The following is a 16,045-nucleotide window of genomic DNA, read 5'->3' on the forward strand; positions in this document are numbered from 1 at the left end:
CGTCCCCCGGTCAGTCGTCGCTTTCTTTGTTGTCGACGCGGTAGCTGAAGCTGAAGCCGAAGCCCTGGAACAGCACCACGTCGGCCAGTTGCCGGGACAGCTCGGCGGCGCTGGCCAGCTTGGTCTTGGGCACGTAGAGCATGTCTTCGGGCTGCAGGTAGGCGAGCTTCTGGCTGCCGCCGGAGAGCGCCTGGTCGACGTCGTAGTTGACCGCGTGCACGGTGTTGCCTTCACGGCGCATGATCACCACCGAGCCGAGCTTGGCCTTGAGGGTCGGGCCGCGGGCCAGGGTCAGCGCCTCGAGCACCGACACCGGCCGGCGGATCTGGAAGGCGCCGGGCTGGCCGACTTCGCCGAGCACATAGATCTCGTTGGCGGCGGTGGACTTGAGCAGCACGTCGACGCTCATGCGTCCGGGCAGGCTGGCGTAGCGTTCGTTGAGGTAGTCACGCAGCTGGTTGACGGTCATGCCCTGCAGCGGCACCGAGCCGATCTCCGGGAAGGTGGCGCGGCCGTCGTTGCCCACGGTGATGTCGCGGCTCATGCCGGTGCCAGGGTGCGTCAGGGCGTTCTTCAGGTTGACTTCGTCGGTCATCGGGCTGAGCACGCGCACGGTGACCTGGTCGCGGTTGGGCTTGAACACCCGCTTGTCCTGGTAGGCCTGGCGGATCGCGCTTTCCGCCTGGCCGGTGGTCATGCCTTCGACACGCACCGCGGCGTTGGTGCTGGGCAGGGTGATGGTGCCGTCGGGCTGCACCAGCTGGTTGCCGTTCAGGCCGCTGGCGGCCATGAAGTTAAGGTCCAGGGTGTCGCCGGACTGGATGCGGTAGACCCCGGCGGAGCGGTTGCTGACATGGAAGATCACTTCCAGCACGTCCTGCGGACGCAGCACCTGTTCGCGGCGGGCGACCTCGGTGGCCTGGCTGTCGGCGGGCGGCGCGGTGAGGATCTGTACCGGCATCTCGCGGCTTTCCTGGCTGGCGCAACCGGCGAGGGCCAGCACGCACAGGGCAATCGATGGGTATCTCATGGCGTTCATCCTGGGCGGCCTCTCAGAGGTTGTCGTACAGCCACTTGGGCATGTAGTACTTGCGCTTGTTGAACACGCTGCCGATCAGCCGCGCGCCGGCCTGGGTCAGGCGCTGGGCGGCGGCCTGGGCAACTTCCCAGCGGGTCTCCTCGGCCGTGACCACCAGGATCACCCCGTCGACCAAGGTACCGATCACCAGGCTGTCGGCGCTGGCGTAGATGGCTTCGCCGTCGATCACCACGAAGCGGTACTGGGCGCTGAGCTGGCGCAGCAGCACGCGCAACTGCTCGGGATCGAGGCGGTCGCGGCCGCGCTTCCAGGTGCCGCCGGGCAGCACGTCGAACGGCTGGTCGGACAAACGCACGATGCAGTCCTGGGCCAGGGGTGGGGTGTCCTGGTCGAACAACAGGTCACTGTAGCCACGCAGCTTGGTCAGGCCCAACTGCTGGCTGAGGCCGCCGGGCGTCAGGCTGGCGTCGATGAGCAGCACGTTGCCCGCGCTCATCAGCGCCAGCTGGCTGGCGAAGGCCAGGGCACTGGTGCTGGTGCCACTGCCGGTGTTGGCCGCGGTCAGCAGCAGGGTGCGCTGGTCGAGGTCGAGCACGGTAGCGGTCAGGTTGGTCTCGCTTGGGGTTGCGATCGTCAGGCTTCTTGATGTTGAACCGTCCATCTCAGCTTGCTCCGTGGCCAGTGAAGACTTTGAACGGGGTCTTGAGCAGGATCTTCAGGTCCAGCATCAGGCTCTGTTCGTTGATGTAGCTAAGGTCGAGCTCTACGCGTTGGTCGAAATCGATGTTGCTGCGTCCGGAGATCTGCCATAGGCCGGTCATGCCGGGGTAGATCGACAGTCGCGCAAGGTGGCTGTCGTGGTAGCGGTAGGCGTTGAACGAGGTGGGGCGCGGGCCGACCAGGCGCATGTCGCCGGTCACCACATTGATCAGGTTGGGCAGCTCGTCCAGGCTGCTGCGCCGCAGCCAACCTCCGATCGAGGTGATGCGCGGGTCCTGGTCGATCTTGAAGTCGATGGAGTCGGCACCGTGCTTGTTCAGGTGGCGCAGCGAGTCTTTGAGCGCTTCGGCGTTGGCCACCATGGTGCGGAACTTGAACATGCCGAAGGCGCGGCCACGGTAGCCGGTGCGTTTCTGCACGAAGAACACCGGGCCTGCGCTCGAACGTTTGATCAGCAGCGCCAGCACCAGGAACACCGGCGACAGCAGCAGCAGCAAGGTCAGCGCGGCCAGGCACGAGAGTACGCGATTGGTCCGTGACAGGGTCCACGGCCGCCCTCCCGCGCGGCCGGTGAGCCAGCCCCGGCCCTGCATGTGGATGGCCGCATCGATGCGCTGCCGGTGCGCCGGGTCCATGCGTTTGTCCTGGTACAGCGCCTGCAGTTGCGCGCTTTTTGGTTGTCCTGTCATACCGCCCTCCGTTGATCCGACTGCTCGCCCGTGGGCGCCGCTTCGCTGGCGGCAGGCGAGTAGTAGCTCTTGAACCAGGCGACGAAGCGCCCGAGCCCTTCATCAAGGCCTATCTGTGGGGTGAAACCGGTGACCCTGGCCAGTGCGCTGGCATCGGCGCAGGTGGCCAGCACATCGCCTGGCTGCAGTGGCAGCAGCTCGATCACCGCTTTGCGGCGCAGGTGCTTTTCCAGCAGGGCCAGGTAGTCGAGCAGCTCCACCGGGCGCTGCCCGCCGATGTTGTACAACCGCCAGGGCGCGTGGCTGGTCGCGGCATCCGGCGCGAAGGCGTCCCACTGCGGGTCGGCGGTCGGCGGCAGGGGGATCAGCCGCACCAGGCTTTCGACGATGTCGTCGATGTAGGTGAAATCACGTTGGTGGCGGCCATGGTTGAACAGCTGGATCGGCCGGCCTTCGCTGATGGCCCTGGCGAACTGCATCGGCGACATGTCCGGGCGGCCCCAGGGGCCGTACACGGTGAAGAAACGCAGGCCGCTGCAGGGGATGTCGAACAGGTGGCTGTAGCTGTGGGCCATGGCCTCGTTGGCCTTCTTGGTGGCGGCGTACAGCGACAGTGGGTGGTCCACTGCGTCCTCCACCCGATAGGGTGTCTGCTGGTTGGCGCCATAGACCGAACTGGACGAGGCGTACAGCAAGTGGCGCACCGGGTGGCGACGGCAGCCTTCGAGAATGTTGAGAAAGCCGGCCAGGTTGCTGTCCAGGTAGGCTTGCGGATTCTGCAGCGAATAGCGCACCCCGGCCTGGGCCGCCAGGTGCACCACCACCTCCGGGCGCTCGTTGGCGAACAGCCGGGCCATGCCGTCACGGTCGCCCAGGTCCAGGCAGTGCAGCGGGAAGTCGGCGGCGGTCTGCCGGACCCAGTGCACGCGGGCGTGCTTGAGCGACGGCTCGTAGTAGTCGTTGAAGTTGTCCAGCCCTACCACCTGATGGCCTTCGAGCAGCAGTTGGCGGCAGGTGTGGGCACCGATGAAACCGGCCGCGCCGGTGACCAGCACCTTCATGGCGCGTCCGCCTGTGGGGCGATCTGGCGCAGGCCGATGCCGCTGTAATGCAGGCCGTGGGCAGCCACCTGCTCGGGGTTGTACAGATTGCGGCCGTCGACGATCACCCGCGCGCGCAGCTTGCCGGCCAGCATCGAGAAGTCGACCACGCGGAAGTTCTTCCATTCGGTGCAGATCACCAGGGCGTCGGCGTCCTGCACGGTGTCGTCGCGGGTGGCGCACAGTTGCAGGTCGTCACGGTAGCCGTACAGCCGCCGGCATTCATCCATGGCCTCGGGGTCATAGGCGCGCACCGTGGCGCCTTCGGCCCACAGCGCTTCCATCAGGTAGCGGCTGGGGGCTTCGCGCATGTCGTCGGTGTTGGGCTTGAAGGCCAGGCCCCAGAGGGCGATGGACTTGCCTGCGAGGCTACCGAGGCGCTGCTTGAGCTTGGCGAAGAGGATGCGCCGTTGCTGGTCATTGACCTCGCTGACGCTCTGCAGCAGGCGCAGCGGCATGCCACTGCGCTCGGCGGTGTGCAGCAGGGCCTTGATGTCTTTGGGGAAGCACGAGCCGCCAAAGCCGCAACCGGGGTAGATGAAGTGGTAACCGATGCGCGGGTCGGAGCCGATGCCCCGGCGCACCGCCTCGATATCGGCGCCCAGGTGCTCGCTGAGGTTGGCCAGCTCGTTCATGAAGCTGATGCGGGTGGCGAGCATGGCATTGGCGGCGTACTTGGTCAGTTCGGCGCTGCGGTTGTCCATGAACATCAGCTTTTCGTGGTTGCGGCAGAACGGCGCGTACAGCTCGGCCAGCTGGTCGTGTGCCACAGGGTCGAGGGTGCCGACGATGATCCGGTCCGGGCGCATGCAGTCGGCCAGGGCGCTGCCTTCCTTGAGGAACTCCGGGTTGGACACCACCCGTGCGCGCAGTTGGCCTTTGCCCAGGCGCTGCAATTCCTCACGGGCCAGGGCCATGACCTGGTCGGCGGTGCCCACCGGCACGGTGGACTTGATGATCAGGGTATGGTCGCTTTCCATCAGCCCGGCGATCTGCCGGGTGACATTGAGCACATGGGTCAGGTCCGCGGAGCCATCTTCATCGGGTGGCGTGCCGACAGCGATGAAGATCAGCTCGGCATGGCTGACCGCGTCACTGGCCTGGGTACTGAACAACAGGCGGCCTTCCTTGATGTTGTCTTCGAGCAGATCCGACAGGCCGGGTTCGCTGATCGGCGGTACGCCTTGGCGTAACTGATTGATCTTGTGGGTATCTACATCCACGCACAGCACCCGGTGACCAACGTCCGCCAAGGCTGCTGCCTGTACCAGTCCGACATAACCGGTGCCAAAAACGCTCACGTCCATGCGCTGTGCCTCGAATGGATGAGTAAGGGAGATGAAACAGTGGTGTGAATTCGGTATAGCTCAGCTGTGCGGATTTGCGTCAAAGCAATGGCATGTTTCGTCGAATTTACAGACCCCAGCGAAGCGGGCCATCTGCCACCAACCCTTTTCCAATCCGTGTCTTAGCGAACATTGCTGGTGGCAATTGGCCGTTCGGCTAACCGATGAACGGTTCAATGCGGCTAAATAAGCGGGCTGCAGACGATAGGGATAATCAACAGCAGCTTGCGTCAGGTGCCAGATTCCGGCGTCGGAATATCGTCGGAAAATTGACTTTTTCCGTTGTGGTTTGTTTCACAGGTGCTACGGTTTGAGGAGAATTCCATGACCGGAGTGGCCAAAACATGCGCGGGTGGATCAAGATCTTGCTGCTGCTCATCTATCTTGGCAGCTTTCATGCCTATTACCTGGAGCGCATAGAAGCCCTGGGTATTGGCGTGGCGCTGGTGCTCTACCTGGGGGTATTCGCGGTATTGGCCGGCGCCTTGCTATTGGCCGCCTTCACCCGCCCGGGCTGGCTGCGGTGGCCGCTGGCCGTGGCGTTTGCCGTCAGCGCCGTGTTTCTCGATGCTTATGACCGCATCACCGACTCCTACCTGACCTATAGCGCGTTCGTTTCCATGGTGTATGCCGGCGGATTCGTGCAGGAAGCGCTGCAGCAATACCACTACGCCATTACCCTGGCGGCGGGCCGGGCCGTGCTGTTGCTGCTGGGCATCGGCCTGCGCCCTGGCGCGCAGCCCCGCCTGCCTGTCCTGTTCGCGCCGCTGGCGCCGGTGCTGGCCCTGCTGGTACTGATCGCGATCCTGTTCGTGCGGGCAGGCGAGGGCGCCCGTGGGTTGCCGGTGATGTACACCCCGCTGGCCTACCTGAGCCTGTTCACCTACGAATCCCTGCACGACCATGTCGGCCCGCGTCAGCCGGTGACCCTGGCGCAATCCGGTCCCCCCATGGCGCGGGATATCGTGCTGTTGATCGACGAGAGCATTTCCGGCAATTACCTGGACCTGAACACCCCGGCCGGCGTCACCAGCCACCTGGCGCAAGCACAACCTGGCGTCGACATCGTCAACTTCGGCTATGCCGCGTCCATCGCCAACTGCAGCGCCGATACCAACGTCACCCTGCGCTATGGCGGGACGCGCGGCGACTACCTGCGGATCAACTCCACCCAGCCGTCGATCTGGCAATACGCCAAGCGTGCAGGCCTGGGCACGGTGTACATCGATGGCCAGCGCACCAACGGCAACCTGCAGAACCTGATGGACAACACCGAGAAGCGTGACATCGATCAATTCGTCCAGTTCGACGACACACCCGTGGTGCAGCGCGACATGGCCGCGCTGGAAAAGCTGGTCGCGTTGCTCGGCGACGGCAAGCCTCAGCTGATCGTGGTGAACAAGGTCGGCGCGCATTTTCCGGTGCACGACAAGTACCCGGACGACTTTCTCAAGTACCAGCCGGCCCTGCCACGCGGGCGTTTCGTCGATATCGCCGACACCGGTACCCGTGATGGTTTCGACGGCACGACCCAGGATTGGGTGCTGTACCGCAATGCCTATCAGAACACCGTGCTATGGAACGTCGGCGAGTTCTTCCGCCGCCTGTTCGCCGAGGCCGACCTCAGCCACGCCGTGGTGCTGTACACCTCCGACCACGGCCAGGACCTGCACGAACGCGGCAATCCGGGGCTGAACACCCACTGCGACAGCGACCCGGTGCCCGAGGAAGGCCTGGTGCCGCTGGTGGTGATCCAGGGGCAGGGAGTGAGGACGCTCGACTGGCAGGGCCACCTGGGCACCAATCGCAATGCCTCCAGCCACTACAACCTGTTCCCCACGCTGCTCAAGCTGATGGGCTTCGACGGTGCTCAAGTCAGCGCGCTGTATGGCCGTTCGCTGGACATGCCGACCAATGACCCGTTCACCTTCAACGTGCGTTTCAATGCACGCCTGGGGGCCAAGCCGGATTTCCGCCATATCGACCTGGGGCAGATCGTCACCCCCGCCAGTGTTCTGGCGGCGCAGCCCATGCCGGTGGGCAAGGTGGACTGAGCCGCCGAGGCCTAGGTCGCGGGTGTCGCGGCGGCGTCCTGGTAAGCCAGCGGGTGCAGGGCGCGAAAGCCCTGTGCCTCCTCCACCAGCCAGTCATGCACGGCGCGAGCGCCTGGCTGGCTCAGGCCGCCTGGCGGGTACAGCAGCACATAGCGCTTGTGATTGGCGATCGGCACGCCGAACGGCACGATCAACGCGCCACGCTCGAGTTCGTCGTTGAGCAGGGTGCGCCGGGCAATGGCCACGCCGATGCCGGCGATCGCCGCCTCGATGGTCAGGTGGTTGCGATTGAAGGTGTGCCCGCGACGCACATCCAGGCCGTGGGCGCCGATCCCGTCCAGATAGAACTCCCATTCGGCGTACTCCGAGCTGCCGCGCCAGGCGGTGATGTCGTGCAGCAACGGATAGTGGACCAGGTCGGTGGGGCCGTGCAGCGGCGGCCGGCCACGCAGCAGGGCAGGGGAGCAGACCGGAAAGATCTGCTCGTCCAGCAGCGGGGTGGAGAGCATGCCCGGGTAGCTGCCGTCGTTGAGGTCGATGGCCAGGTCGAAGTCGTCCGGGTGCAAGGCCTGGTTGCTGTCCTCGGCCACCAGGCGCAGTTCGATGTCCGGATAGCGTTGCTGGAAGCGCGGCAGGCGCGGCGTCAGCCATTTGGCCAGGAACGAGGGGATCGAGCGCAGGCGCAGGGTGCCGCGGATCTCGCCGGCGTCCAGGCGCAGCAACTCGGCCTCGATGCCGCCATAGGCCTCGGCCACGGTCTGCGCCAGGCGCTGCCCTTCGGCGGACAGCTCCACGCCCCGGGCGCGGCGCAGGAACAGGCGATAGCCGAGGCGCTCCTCCAGTTGCCGCATCTGCTGGCTCACCGCGCCGGGCGTGATGTGCAGCTCTTCGGCGCAGCGGGTGAACGACAGGTGGCGTGCCGCACAGGAAAACACATGCAGCCAGACGAACACCTGGCCATTGAGTGGCCCTTTCATCGTTTAGTCCTGCTAAAGGCTTGTGTAGGAAGTTTCGTTGGTCAAGCCGACCCCAGCGCGGCAGTATCGCGCAACTTTGCAGTACCGTTCAATTTTTCCAGAGAGCCGTGGCGTGTTTCAGTTTGCCGTCACGGTCAGGCATTAGCATGGCTATCAGTGTTTTCGACCTTTTCAAGATTGGCATCGGCCCGTCCAGTTCCCACACCGTCGGGCCGATGCGCGCCGCGGCGACCTTTGCCCAGGCCTTGCGTGAGCGTGGGCTGCTGGCTCAGGTGACACGCGTCGAGGTGCGCCTCTACGGCTCGCTGTCGGCCACCGGGGTGGGGCATGCCACGGACCGCGCCTGCCTGCTGGGGTTGATGGGGCAATGGCCGGACCGGATCGATCCGCACAGCATCGAACCACGCATCGAGCAGTTGATGCAGGAGCAATGCCTGATGCTCGACGCCACTCATCCGATCGAGTTCCAGTACGGCCGCGACATGCGCCTGCTCGATGAGAGCCTGGCCTATCACCCCAACGCAATGACCCTCGAGAGTTTCGACGGCCAGGGCAGCCAGTTCAGCCAGACCTACTACTCCATCGGCGGCGGTTTCATCGTCGAGCAAGACGAGATCGACGCGCCGCAGGGCAGCGAGAACCCGGTCGAGCTGCCTTACGAGTTCTCCAGCGGCGCCGAGCTGCTGGCGCTGTGCAAGGCCCACAGCCTGAGCGTCAGCCAGTTGATGCTGGCCAACGAATGTGCCTGGCGCCCCGAAAGCGAGGTGCGCCAAGGCCTGCTGAAGCTCTGGGCGGCCATGGGCGAGTGTGTCGACAACGGCCTGCGCAACGAAGGCATCCTGCCCGGCGGGCTGAATGTCAAGCGGCGGGCGGCGCGCCTGCATCGCAGCTTGCAGGAGGTCGGCAAGCCGAATGTGATCGGCTCGACGCTCAGCGCCATGGAATGGGTCAACCTGTTCGCCCTGGCCGTGAACGAAGAGAATGCCGCCGGTGGGCGCATGGTCACCGCGCCCACCAATGGCGCCGCCGGGATCATCCCGGCCGTGCTGCACTACTACATGAAGTTCAACCCCGGCGCCTGTGACGACGATGTGGTGGCCTTCCTCCTGGCGGCCGCCGCGGTGGGCATCCTGTGCAAGAAGAACGCCTCGATCTCCGGTGCCGAGGTCGGTTGCCAGGGCGAGGTCGGCTCGGCCTGCTCCATGGCCGCCGCGGGCCTTGCCGAAGTGCTCGGCGCGACGCCGCCGCAGCTGGAAAACGCCGCCGAGATCGCCCTGGAACACAACCTGGGGCTGACCTGCGACCCGGTGGGCGGTCTGGTACAGGTGCCGTGCATCGAGCGCAACGCGATTGCCGCGGTGAAGGCAATCAATGCCGTGCAGATGGCCCTGCGTGGCGATGGCGAGCACTTCATCTCCCTCGACCGGGTGATCCGCACCATGCGCGACACCGGTGCGGACATGCACGCCAACTACAAGGAAACCTCGCGCGGCGGCCTGGCCGTCGCCTTCGTCGAGTGCTGAAGCCGCGCCTGCAAGGGGCATTGGCATCCCGTTGAAACTGCAACACCCGTTGTACCTGCGACAAAAACAACTACAAAGGCGATACCCATGACTGATGTACAAAGCACCACGAGCATTCGTGCGGATTCGGCTGCCCCGGCTGCAGCCACGGGCTCGACTGGCTGGAACCGCCACGACACCACCTGGGCCCTGGGCCTGTACGGCACGGCGATCGGCGCCGGTACCCTGTTCCTGCCGATCAATGCCGGGGTCGGCGGCTTCTGGCCGCTGCTGATCCTGGCACTGCTGGCGTTCCCCATGACGTTCTTCGCCCACCGAGCGTTGACCCGTTTCGTCCTGTCCGGACGCAAGGGTGGCAACGAGGACATCACCGAGGTGGTGGAAGAGCACTTCGGCGTCGGCGCCGGCAAGCTGATCACCTTGCTGTACTTCTTCGCGATCTTCCCGATCCTGCTGGTCTACAGCGTGGCGTTGACCAACACCCTGACCAGCTTCTTCGAGCACCAGTTGCACATCGGCGCGCCGCCTCGGGCACTGCTGGCGCTGCTGCTGATCTGCGGGTTGATGATCGTGGTGCGCTGCGGTCAGCAGATCATCGTCAAGGCCATGAGCCTGCTGGTTTACCCGTTCGTCGCGTCGCTGCTGTTGCTGGCCGTGAGCCTGATACCCAACTGGAACGGCGCCTTCTTCGCCCAGGCCAACGAAGGCATCAGCGCCTCGAAGCTGCTGCTGACCCTGTGGCTGGCGATTCCGGTGATGGTGTTCTCGTTCAACCATTCGCCGATCATCTCGGCCTTCGCCGTCGACCAGAAGCACCGCTATGGCGCCGACGCCGACCGCAAGAGTGGTCGTACCCTGGCCACGGCCCACGTGATGATGGTGCTGACGGTGATGTTCTTCTGCTTCAGCTGCGTGTTGGCCCTGAGCCCCGCCGACCTGGCCGCGGCCAAGGCGCAGAACATCTCGATCCTGTCGTACCTGGCCAACCATTTCCAGACCCCGGTGATCGCCTTCGTCGCGCCGCTGATCGCGCTGGTGGCAATCACCAAGTCCTTCCTCGGCCACTACATCGGCGCCAGCGAAGGCTTCCAGGGCATGATCGTCAAGAGCCTGCGCGGGCGTGGCAAGGCCTGGCCGGCCAAGCGCCTGGAGCGCGCCACGGCGTTGTTCATGCTGGTGACCTGCTGGGCGGTGGCAACCTTGAACCCGAGCATCCTCGGGCTGATCGAGAGCCTGGGTGGGCCGGTGATCGCCTGCCTGCTGTTCCTGATGCCGATGTACGCAGTACACAAGGTGCCGGCGCTGCGCCGGTACTCGGGGCGGTTGTCGAACGTATTCGTGGTGCTGATCGGCTTGATCACGCTGTCGGCGATCGTCTACAGCTTCGTCGCCTGACGAGGGCGCGGCCTTGCTGGGAACGTCCGTGGATGTTCGCCAGCAAGGCACTCGACCGAGGGATCAGGCGTCGATCACCTGGCCTTCTGCTGCAACGCCACGAAGCTGCGGCGCATGTCGCTGGCCCAGCCATCGAGCACCGGCTTGACGTCGTTCAAGGTCAGCTGGGTGCTGTCGTTCTCCAGCTCCTTGCCGCTGCCCTTGCGCACCACCTGGGCCAGAACCTTCTGACTCGCGCCATCGAGGAAGGCCGCTTCCACCGCGACGTCCACGGCCTGGTCGCGACCACCGGCGGCGGTATTGACCGCCGCGGCGACCAGGGCGATGGGGATCACTTCATAGGGCTTGAGGCCTTCGGTACTGGTCGACACGGCGGTGATCGCCGGGCGCACCACGATGGTGTTCGGCCCGGGTTCCTTGACCAGGGTGAGCACGCTGCCCAGTTCGCGACGCATGGCTTCGTTGAAGTAGCGGGTGATTTCCTGGAGGGTCTGCGCCGAGATCACGGCGGTCGGCTGCGGCTTGGGATAGAACTGGCTCGGCTCGATGAACACCTTGGTGTACTGGCTGGCCTTGACGTCCGGGTCGATCCAGCGCATCACCGGTACGCCGGAAATGCTCTCGGCCGGCTTCAGGCGGCTGTAGTCCTGGAGAAAACCGGAATAGTCCTTGGGCTCGACGCGGTTGCTGGAGCAGGCAACCAGGGCCAGCAGGGCGGCGCACAGCAGGGTGGTGCGAGGCAGTCGCTTCATGATGACGGGGTCCATGAGGGAAATGGCCAGAACAACGCTAGCAGGTGCTTGGCCGAAGGCCAGCATTGCGGCGGGCTTCGGTTGCCGTTTGCCACCGGATAGCCCTAGCGGGCCGACTGTTCTTTTGTTTCCGCGCCGGGAAAGCATGCCCTTTACGGGCATGTTTCGGAGCATTTGGGCATGGAAGTGTACAAATGCGGTGCTGTGCCCTGGGCTGCGGCGTATTGATGGAGGTCCACTGTGACCAGCGAACTCATTGAATCGTTACGGGCCGACTTGACGGCACTCGAGCAGGCGCGGTCGGCAAAGTTGCACTGCGCGATTTCGAGGCGATCTGCCCGGCGCCGGTCCGGGCATTCAGTGCCCAGGACATCAGGCGCCTGCGCGAGGCGTTGAATTTCAGCCAGCCGGTATTCGCCCGACAAGGGCCTGCAGGCCATTCTCCGAGCGCGGCGTGGCTCAGCCCAGCGCCTCGCGCAGCCGATACCAGAGCATCCCCAGCGCCAGCAGCGGCGAGCGCAGGGCCTTGCCGCCGGGGAATGTCAGGTGCGGCACGGCGCTGAACACATCGAAGCCGTAGCTGTGCTCGGTGGCGATGGCTTCGGCCAGCAGCTTGGCCGTCCAGTGGGTGACGTTGAGCCCATGTCCCGAGTACCCCTGGGCGTAGAACACGTTGGGGTGCTGGCTCAGCCGGCCAACCTGGGGGAACCGGTTGGCGGTGATGCCGATCATGCCGCCCCACTGGTAGTCCAGGCGTACATCGGCCAGCTGCGGGAACACCTTGAGCACCTTGGGCCGCATATAGGCGCCGATGTCCTTGGGATCGCGGCCCGAGTAGTGACAGGCACCGCCGAACAGCAGGCGGTTGTCGGCGGTCAGCCGGTAGTAGTCCAGGCCGACCTTCTGGTCGCACAGCGCCATGTTCTGCGGGATCAGCGTGCGTGCCAGGGTTTCAGGCAGTGGCTCGCTGGCCACTACGTAGCTGCCGGCCGGCAGCACCTTGCCGGTCAGCCGTGGCTCCAACTCGTCGAGGTGGGCGTTGCAGCCCAGCACCAGGCTGCGGGCGCGCACCTTGCCGCGCACGGTGTGCAGGGTCACGGTGCTGCCATGTTCGATGCGCAGCACCGGGCTCTGCTCGAAGATGCGCACGCCCAGGTCATGGGCGGCGCGGGCTTCGCCCTGGACCAGATCGAGCGGGTGCAGATGGCCCGAGCCCATGTCCACCAGACCACCGGCGTACAGGTCGCTGGCGACGATCTCGCGCATGCGCTGCGGGCCGACCAGGCGGGTTTCATGTTGGTATCCCAGTTCGGCGAGGTCGCGTTGCTCGTCCTCGAACGCGGCGAACTGGGCGGGGGTGTTGGCCAGTTCGCAGAACCCCCAGCGCAGGTCGCACTGGATACCGTACTGCTCGATGCGGCGGGCGACCAGGGCCACCGAATCGATCCCGGCCTGCTTGAGGTAGCGCACGCCATCCTGGCCAACGTGCCGGGCGAAACCCGACACGTCATGGCCGATGCCGCGGATCAGCTGGCCACCATTGCGCCCGCTGGCGCCCCAGCCTACGCGGCGCGCCTCCAGCAGGATCACCGAAAGGCCGCGCTCGGCGAGCTCCAGAGCCGCGTTGACCCCGGTCAGCCCGGCGCCGACCACACAGACATCGGCCTGCAGGTCCTGGTCGAGCACAGGGTAGGGCGTGCCTTGACGCGCCGTGGCGGCGTAGTAGGAGGCGGTATGTTCATTCATGTTTGGCATGGCTGTGCTCGGCTCAGCGGTTGGACTTGATCTTGCTCCAGGAGCGGGTCATGACCCGCATGATCTGCGGGCTCGGTGTGCTGGACACGTAAAGCTTGTCCAGCACCTCCTGAGGCGGGTAGATCTCCGGGTTGTTCACCAGCGAGGCGTCCATGTGGTTCTTCGCGTCGGTGTTGGCGTTGGCGTAGCCCACCGCGGTACTGACCTTGGCGATCACCTGCGGGTCGAGCAGGTAGTTGATGAACGCAAGGGCTTGTTCGGGGTTGCTCGAATCCTTGGGGATGGCCAGCAGGTCGAACCACAGGTTGCTGCCTTCCTTGGGAATGCTGTAGGCGACCTTCACGCCGTTCTTCGCTTCCACCGCTCGGTTGGCCGCCTGGAACACGTCCCCGGAGTAGCCGAAGGCGACGCAGACGTCACCGTTGGCCAGGTCGGAGACGTACTTGGAAGAGTGGAAATAGGTGATGTAGGGGCGCAGTGCCTGCAGTCGCGCCTCGGCCTTGGCGTAGTCGGCGGGCTTCTCGCTGCGTGGATCCAGGCCGAGGTAGTTGAGCATTGCCGGGAACAGCTCGTCCGGCGAGTCCATGAAGGCGACACCGCACTGCTTGAGCTTCTTCAGGTTCTCCGGCTCGAACAGCACCGCCCAGGAGTCCACCTTGTCGATGCCCAGCACGGCCTTGACCTTGTCGACGTTGTAGCCGATGCCGTTGGTGCCCCACAGGTAAGGCACGGCGTACTTGTTGCCAGGGTCGTTCTGTTCCAGCTCCTTGAGCAGTTTCGGGTCCAGGTGCTGCCAGTTCGGCAACTTGCTGCGATCCAGCGGCAGGAACGCGCCGGCCTGGGCCTGGCGGGCGAGGAAATGGTTGGAGGGCACGACCACGTCGTAGCCGGTGCGCCCGGCCAGCAGCTTGCCCTCCAGGGTTTCGTTGGAATCGAAGACGTCATAGACCACCTTGATTCCGCTGCTGGCCTGGAAGTCGGCCAGGGTGGTGTCGCCGATGTAGTCGGTCCAGTTGTACACGCTCACCGTCGGCTTGGCCTGGACGGTGGCGCCGAACAGCAGGGCGAAGGTTGCGGGGATCAGGATGGGCAAATGACGCATGTCGACACCTCGTTGGTTTTTTTCTTGGTCGCGGTATTAACGATGGATCGGTGCAAGAGGGGGCGCGTAGCGCCCCCCGGGGATCAGACACTGAGCAACAGGAACTCCCGCTCCCACGAACTGATCACTCGCTTGAAGTTCTCGTGCTCGGCGCGCTTGACCGCGACGTAGCCCTGGACGAACTGTTGGCCGAGGTACTGCTGCACCACCTCGCAGTCTTCCATGTGCTGCAGGGCGTCCTCGATGGTGATCGGCAGGCGCAGGTTGCGGCGTTCGTAGGCGCGGCCCTGGACCGGCGCGCTTGGCTCGAGCTTCTCGACCATGCCGATGTAGCCGCACAGCAGGCTGGCGGCGATGGCCAGGTAAGGGTTGGCGTCCGCGCCCGGCAGGCGGTTCTCCACGCGCATCGCCTCGGGGCTCGAGGTCGGCACGCGCAGGCCGGCGGTACGGTTCTCCTCACCCCACTCGACGTTGACCGGCGCCGAGGTGTCGGGCAGGAAGCGGCGGAACGAGTTGACGTTCGGCGCGAACATCGGCAGCAACTTGGGGATGTACTTCTGCAGGCCGCCGATATGGTGCAGGAACAGCTCGCTCATGCTGCCGTCATCGTTGGCGAAGATCGGCTTGCCGGTGGCGATGTCGACCACGCTCTGGTGCAGGTGCATGGCGCTGCCCGGTTCGTCGGTGATCGGCTTGGCCATGAAGGTGGCGGTGACGTTGTGCTTGAGCGCTGCCTCGCGCATGGTGCGCTTGAACACGGTGATCTGGTCGGCCAGGTCGAGGGCGTCGCCGTGGCGGAAGTTGATCTCCATCTGCGCCGGGCCGTCTTCGTGGATCAACGTGTCCAGGTCCAGGCCCTGAAGCTCGCACCAGTCGTAGACGTCCTCGAACAGCGGATCGAATTCGTTGGCGGCATCGATGGAGAACGACTGGCGGCCACTTTCGGCGCGACCGGAGCGGCCCAGTGGCACCTGCAGCGGCAGGTCCGGGTCTTCGCAGCGCTGGGTGAGGTAGAACTCCATTTCCGGCGCGACGATCGGCTGCCAGCCCTTGTCGGCATAGAGCTTGAGCACCTTCTTCAGCACGTTGCGCGGCGACAGCTCGATCGGGTTGCCCTGCTTGTCGAAGGTGTCGTGGATGACGATGGCGGTCGGTTCGATGGCCCAGGGGATCTGGTACACCGCCGTGGGGTCGGGGCGGCAGACCATGTCGATATCGGCGGCGTCGAGCAGGCTGTAGTAGATCTCATCGTCGACGTAGTCGCCGGTGACGGTCTGCAGCAACACGCTCTCGGGCAGGCGCATGCCGCGCTCGTGGAGGAATTTTGCGGTCGGGGCGATCTTGCCGCGGGCGATGCCGGTCAGGTCGCTGATCACGCATTCGACTTCGGTGATCCGGTGTTCTTTCAGCCAGGTGGACAGCTGATCGAAGGGGGCGTTCATACAGACCTCTTGGTTGGGTTGTTGTGGTGGGACGCAAGGCGTTCATGCCGTAGGGCACTTCCCACAGGTGACGCTGAGGGCTATCTTGGGCGCAGCCCCACGGGGCGATCTATCCACTTTTTCCGCAGTTGAATGCACCAAAAGAGTGCAA

Annotated in this window: 13 protein-coding genes and 1 pseudogene; 4 read left to right on the forward strand and 10 right to left on the reverse strand. The window is 65.0% G+C overall.

The window, feature by feature from the left end:
• Nucleotides 1–10: 10 nt before the first annotated feature.
• From N7422_RS08945 to N7422_RS08965, 5 genes are read right to left on the reverse strand one after another with little or no spacing between them, the layout of a single operon-like run.
• Nucleotides 11–1,030, reverse strand: coding sequence for a polysaccharide biosynthesis/export family protein (locus N7422_RS08945; RefSeq protein ID WP_279806216.1), 1,020 nt, complete (start codon nucleotides 1,028–1,030; stop codon nucleotides 11–13).
• Between the two features lie 22 nt (nucleotides 1,031–1,052).
• Nucleotides 1,053–1,700 (reverse strand): CpsD/CapB family tyrosine-protein kinase, encoded by a 648-nt coding sequence (locus tag N7422_RS08950; RefSeq protein ID WP_279806217.1) that lies wholly within the window; start codon nucleotides 1,698–1,700, stop codon nucleotides 1,053–1,055.
• Between the two features lies 1 nt (nucleotide 1,701).
• Nucleotides 1,702–2,448, reverse strand: a complete 747-nt coding sequence (locus tag N7422_RS08955) for a sugar transferase (RefSeq protein WP_279806218.1) — start codon at nucleotides 2,446–2,448, stop codon at nucleotides 1,702–1,704.
• Nucleotides 2,445–3,509, reverse strand: coding sequence for an NAD-dependent epimerase (locus tag N7422_RS08960; RefSeq protein WP_279806219.1), 1,065 nt, complete (start codon nucleotides 3,507–3,509; stop codon nucleotides 2,445–2,447). Before N7422_RS08960 ends, N7422_RS08955 begins: the two co-directional genes overlap by 4 nt.
• Nucleotides 3,506–4,855: a UDP-glucose/GDP-mannose dehydrogenase family protein gene (locus N7422_RS08965; protein WP_279806220.1), complete on the reverse strand. Its 1,350-nt coding sequence runs from the start codon at nucleotides 4,853–4,855 to the stop codon at nucleotides 3,506–3,508. The genes N7422_RS08960 and N7422_RS08965 overlap by 4 nt, the downstream gene beginning before the upstream one ends.
• 383 nt (nucleotides 4,856–5,238) lie before the next feature.
• On the opposite strand from N7422_RS08965, the gene N7422_RS08970 reads away from it, so the two are divergent.
• Nucleotides 5,239–6,948, forward strand: a complete 1,710-nt coding sequence (locus N7422_RS08970) for a sulfatase-like hydrolase/transferase (protein WP_279806221.1) — start codon at nucleotides 5,239–5,241, stop codon at nucleotides 6,946–6,948.
• Nucleotides 6,949–6,959: 11 nt separating this feature from the next.
• Here the strand turns inward: N7422_RS08970 and N7422_RS08975 are convergent, their stop codons facing one another.
• Nucleotides 6,960–7,925, reverse strand: a complete 966-nt coding sequence (locus N7422_RS08975) for a LysR substrate-binding domain-containing protein (protein WP_279806222.1) — start codon at nucleotides 7,923–7,925, stop codon at nucleotides 6,960–6,962.
• Nucleotides 7,926–8,071: 146 nt separating this feature from the next.
• On the opposite strand from N7422_RS08975, the gene N7422_RS08980 reads away from it, so the two are divergent.
• On the forward strand, nucleotides 8,072–9,448 hold the full coding sequence (locus tag N7422_RS08980; protein WP_279806223.1) for an L-serine ammonia-lyase: 1,377 nt from the start codon (nucleotides 8,072–8,074) through the stop codon (nucleotides 9,446–9,448).
• A gap of 87 nt (nucleotides 9,449–9,535) precedes the next feature.
• The gene (locus N7422_RS08985) at nucleotides 9,536–10,843 is read left to right on the forward strand and encodes a serine/threonine transporter (protein WP_279806224.1); all 1,308 of its coding nucleotides are present in this window, start codon (nucleotides 9,536–9,538) and stop codon (nucleotides 10,841–10,843) included.
• 74 nt (nucleotides 10,844–10,917) lie between these two features.
• Here N7422_RS08985 and N7422_RS08990 read toward each other — a convergent pair whose 3' ends face one another.
• A complete protein-coding gene (locus tag N7422_RS08990) occupies nucleotides 10,918–11,595 on the reverse strand; it encodes a DUF3313 domain-containing protein (protein WP_279806225.1) in 678 nt (225 codons plus the stop codon).
• A gap of 240 nt (nucleotides 11,596–11,835) precedes the next feature.
• Between N7422_RS08990 and N7422_RS08995 the strand changes: the two are divergent.
• Nucleotides 11,836–12,014, forward strand: a pseudogene (locus N7422_RS08995) (transcriptional regulator); the annotation flags it as partial.
• Between the two features lie 40 nt (nucleotides 12,015–12,054).
• Here the strand turns inward: N7422_RS08995 and N7422_RS09000 are convergent.
• The 3 genes from N7422_RS09000 to N7422_RS09010 form a co-directional block, all read right to left on the reverse strand.
• Nucleotides 12,055–13,350 carry an FAD-binding oxidoreductase gene (locus N7422_RS09000; RefSeq protein ID WP_279806226.1) on the reverse strand — a complete coding sequence of 432 codons (1,296 nt, stop codon included), beginning with the start codon at nucleotides 13,348–13,350 and terminating at the stop codon, nucleotides 12,055–12,057.
• A gap of 13 nt (nucleotides 13,351–13,363) precedes the next feature.
• Nucleotides 13,364–14,452, reverse strand: a complete 1,089-nt coding sequence (locus tag N7422_RS09005) for a polyamine ABC transporter substrate-binding protein (protein WP_279806227.1) — start codon at nucleotides 14,450–14,452, stop codon at nucleotides 13,364–13,366.
• Nucleotides 14,453–14,535: 83 nt separating this feature from the next.
• Complete coding sequence (locus tag N7422_RS09010) at nucleotides 14,536–15,894, reverse strand: glutamine synthetase family protein (RefSeq protein ID WP_279806228.1); 1,359 nt, start codon at nucleotides 15,892–15,894, stop codon at nucleotides 14,536–14,538.
• Nucleotides 15,895–16,045: the final 151 nt, after the last annotated feature.

Source organism: Pseudomonas sp. GD04091, assembly GCF_029836165.1.
Lineage (GTDB): Bacteria > Pseudomonadota > Gammaproteobacteria > Pseudomonadales > Pseudomonadaceae > Aquipseudomonas.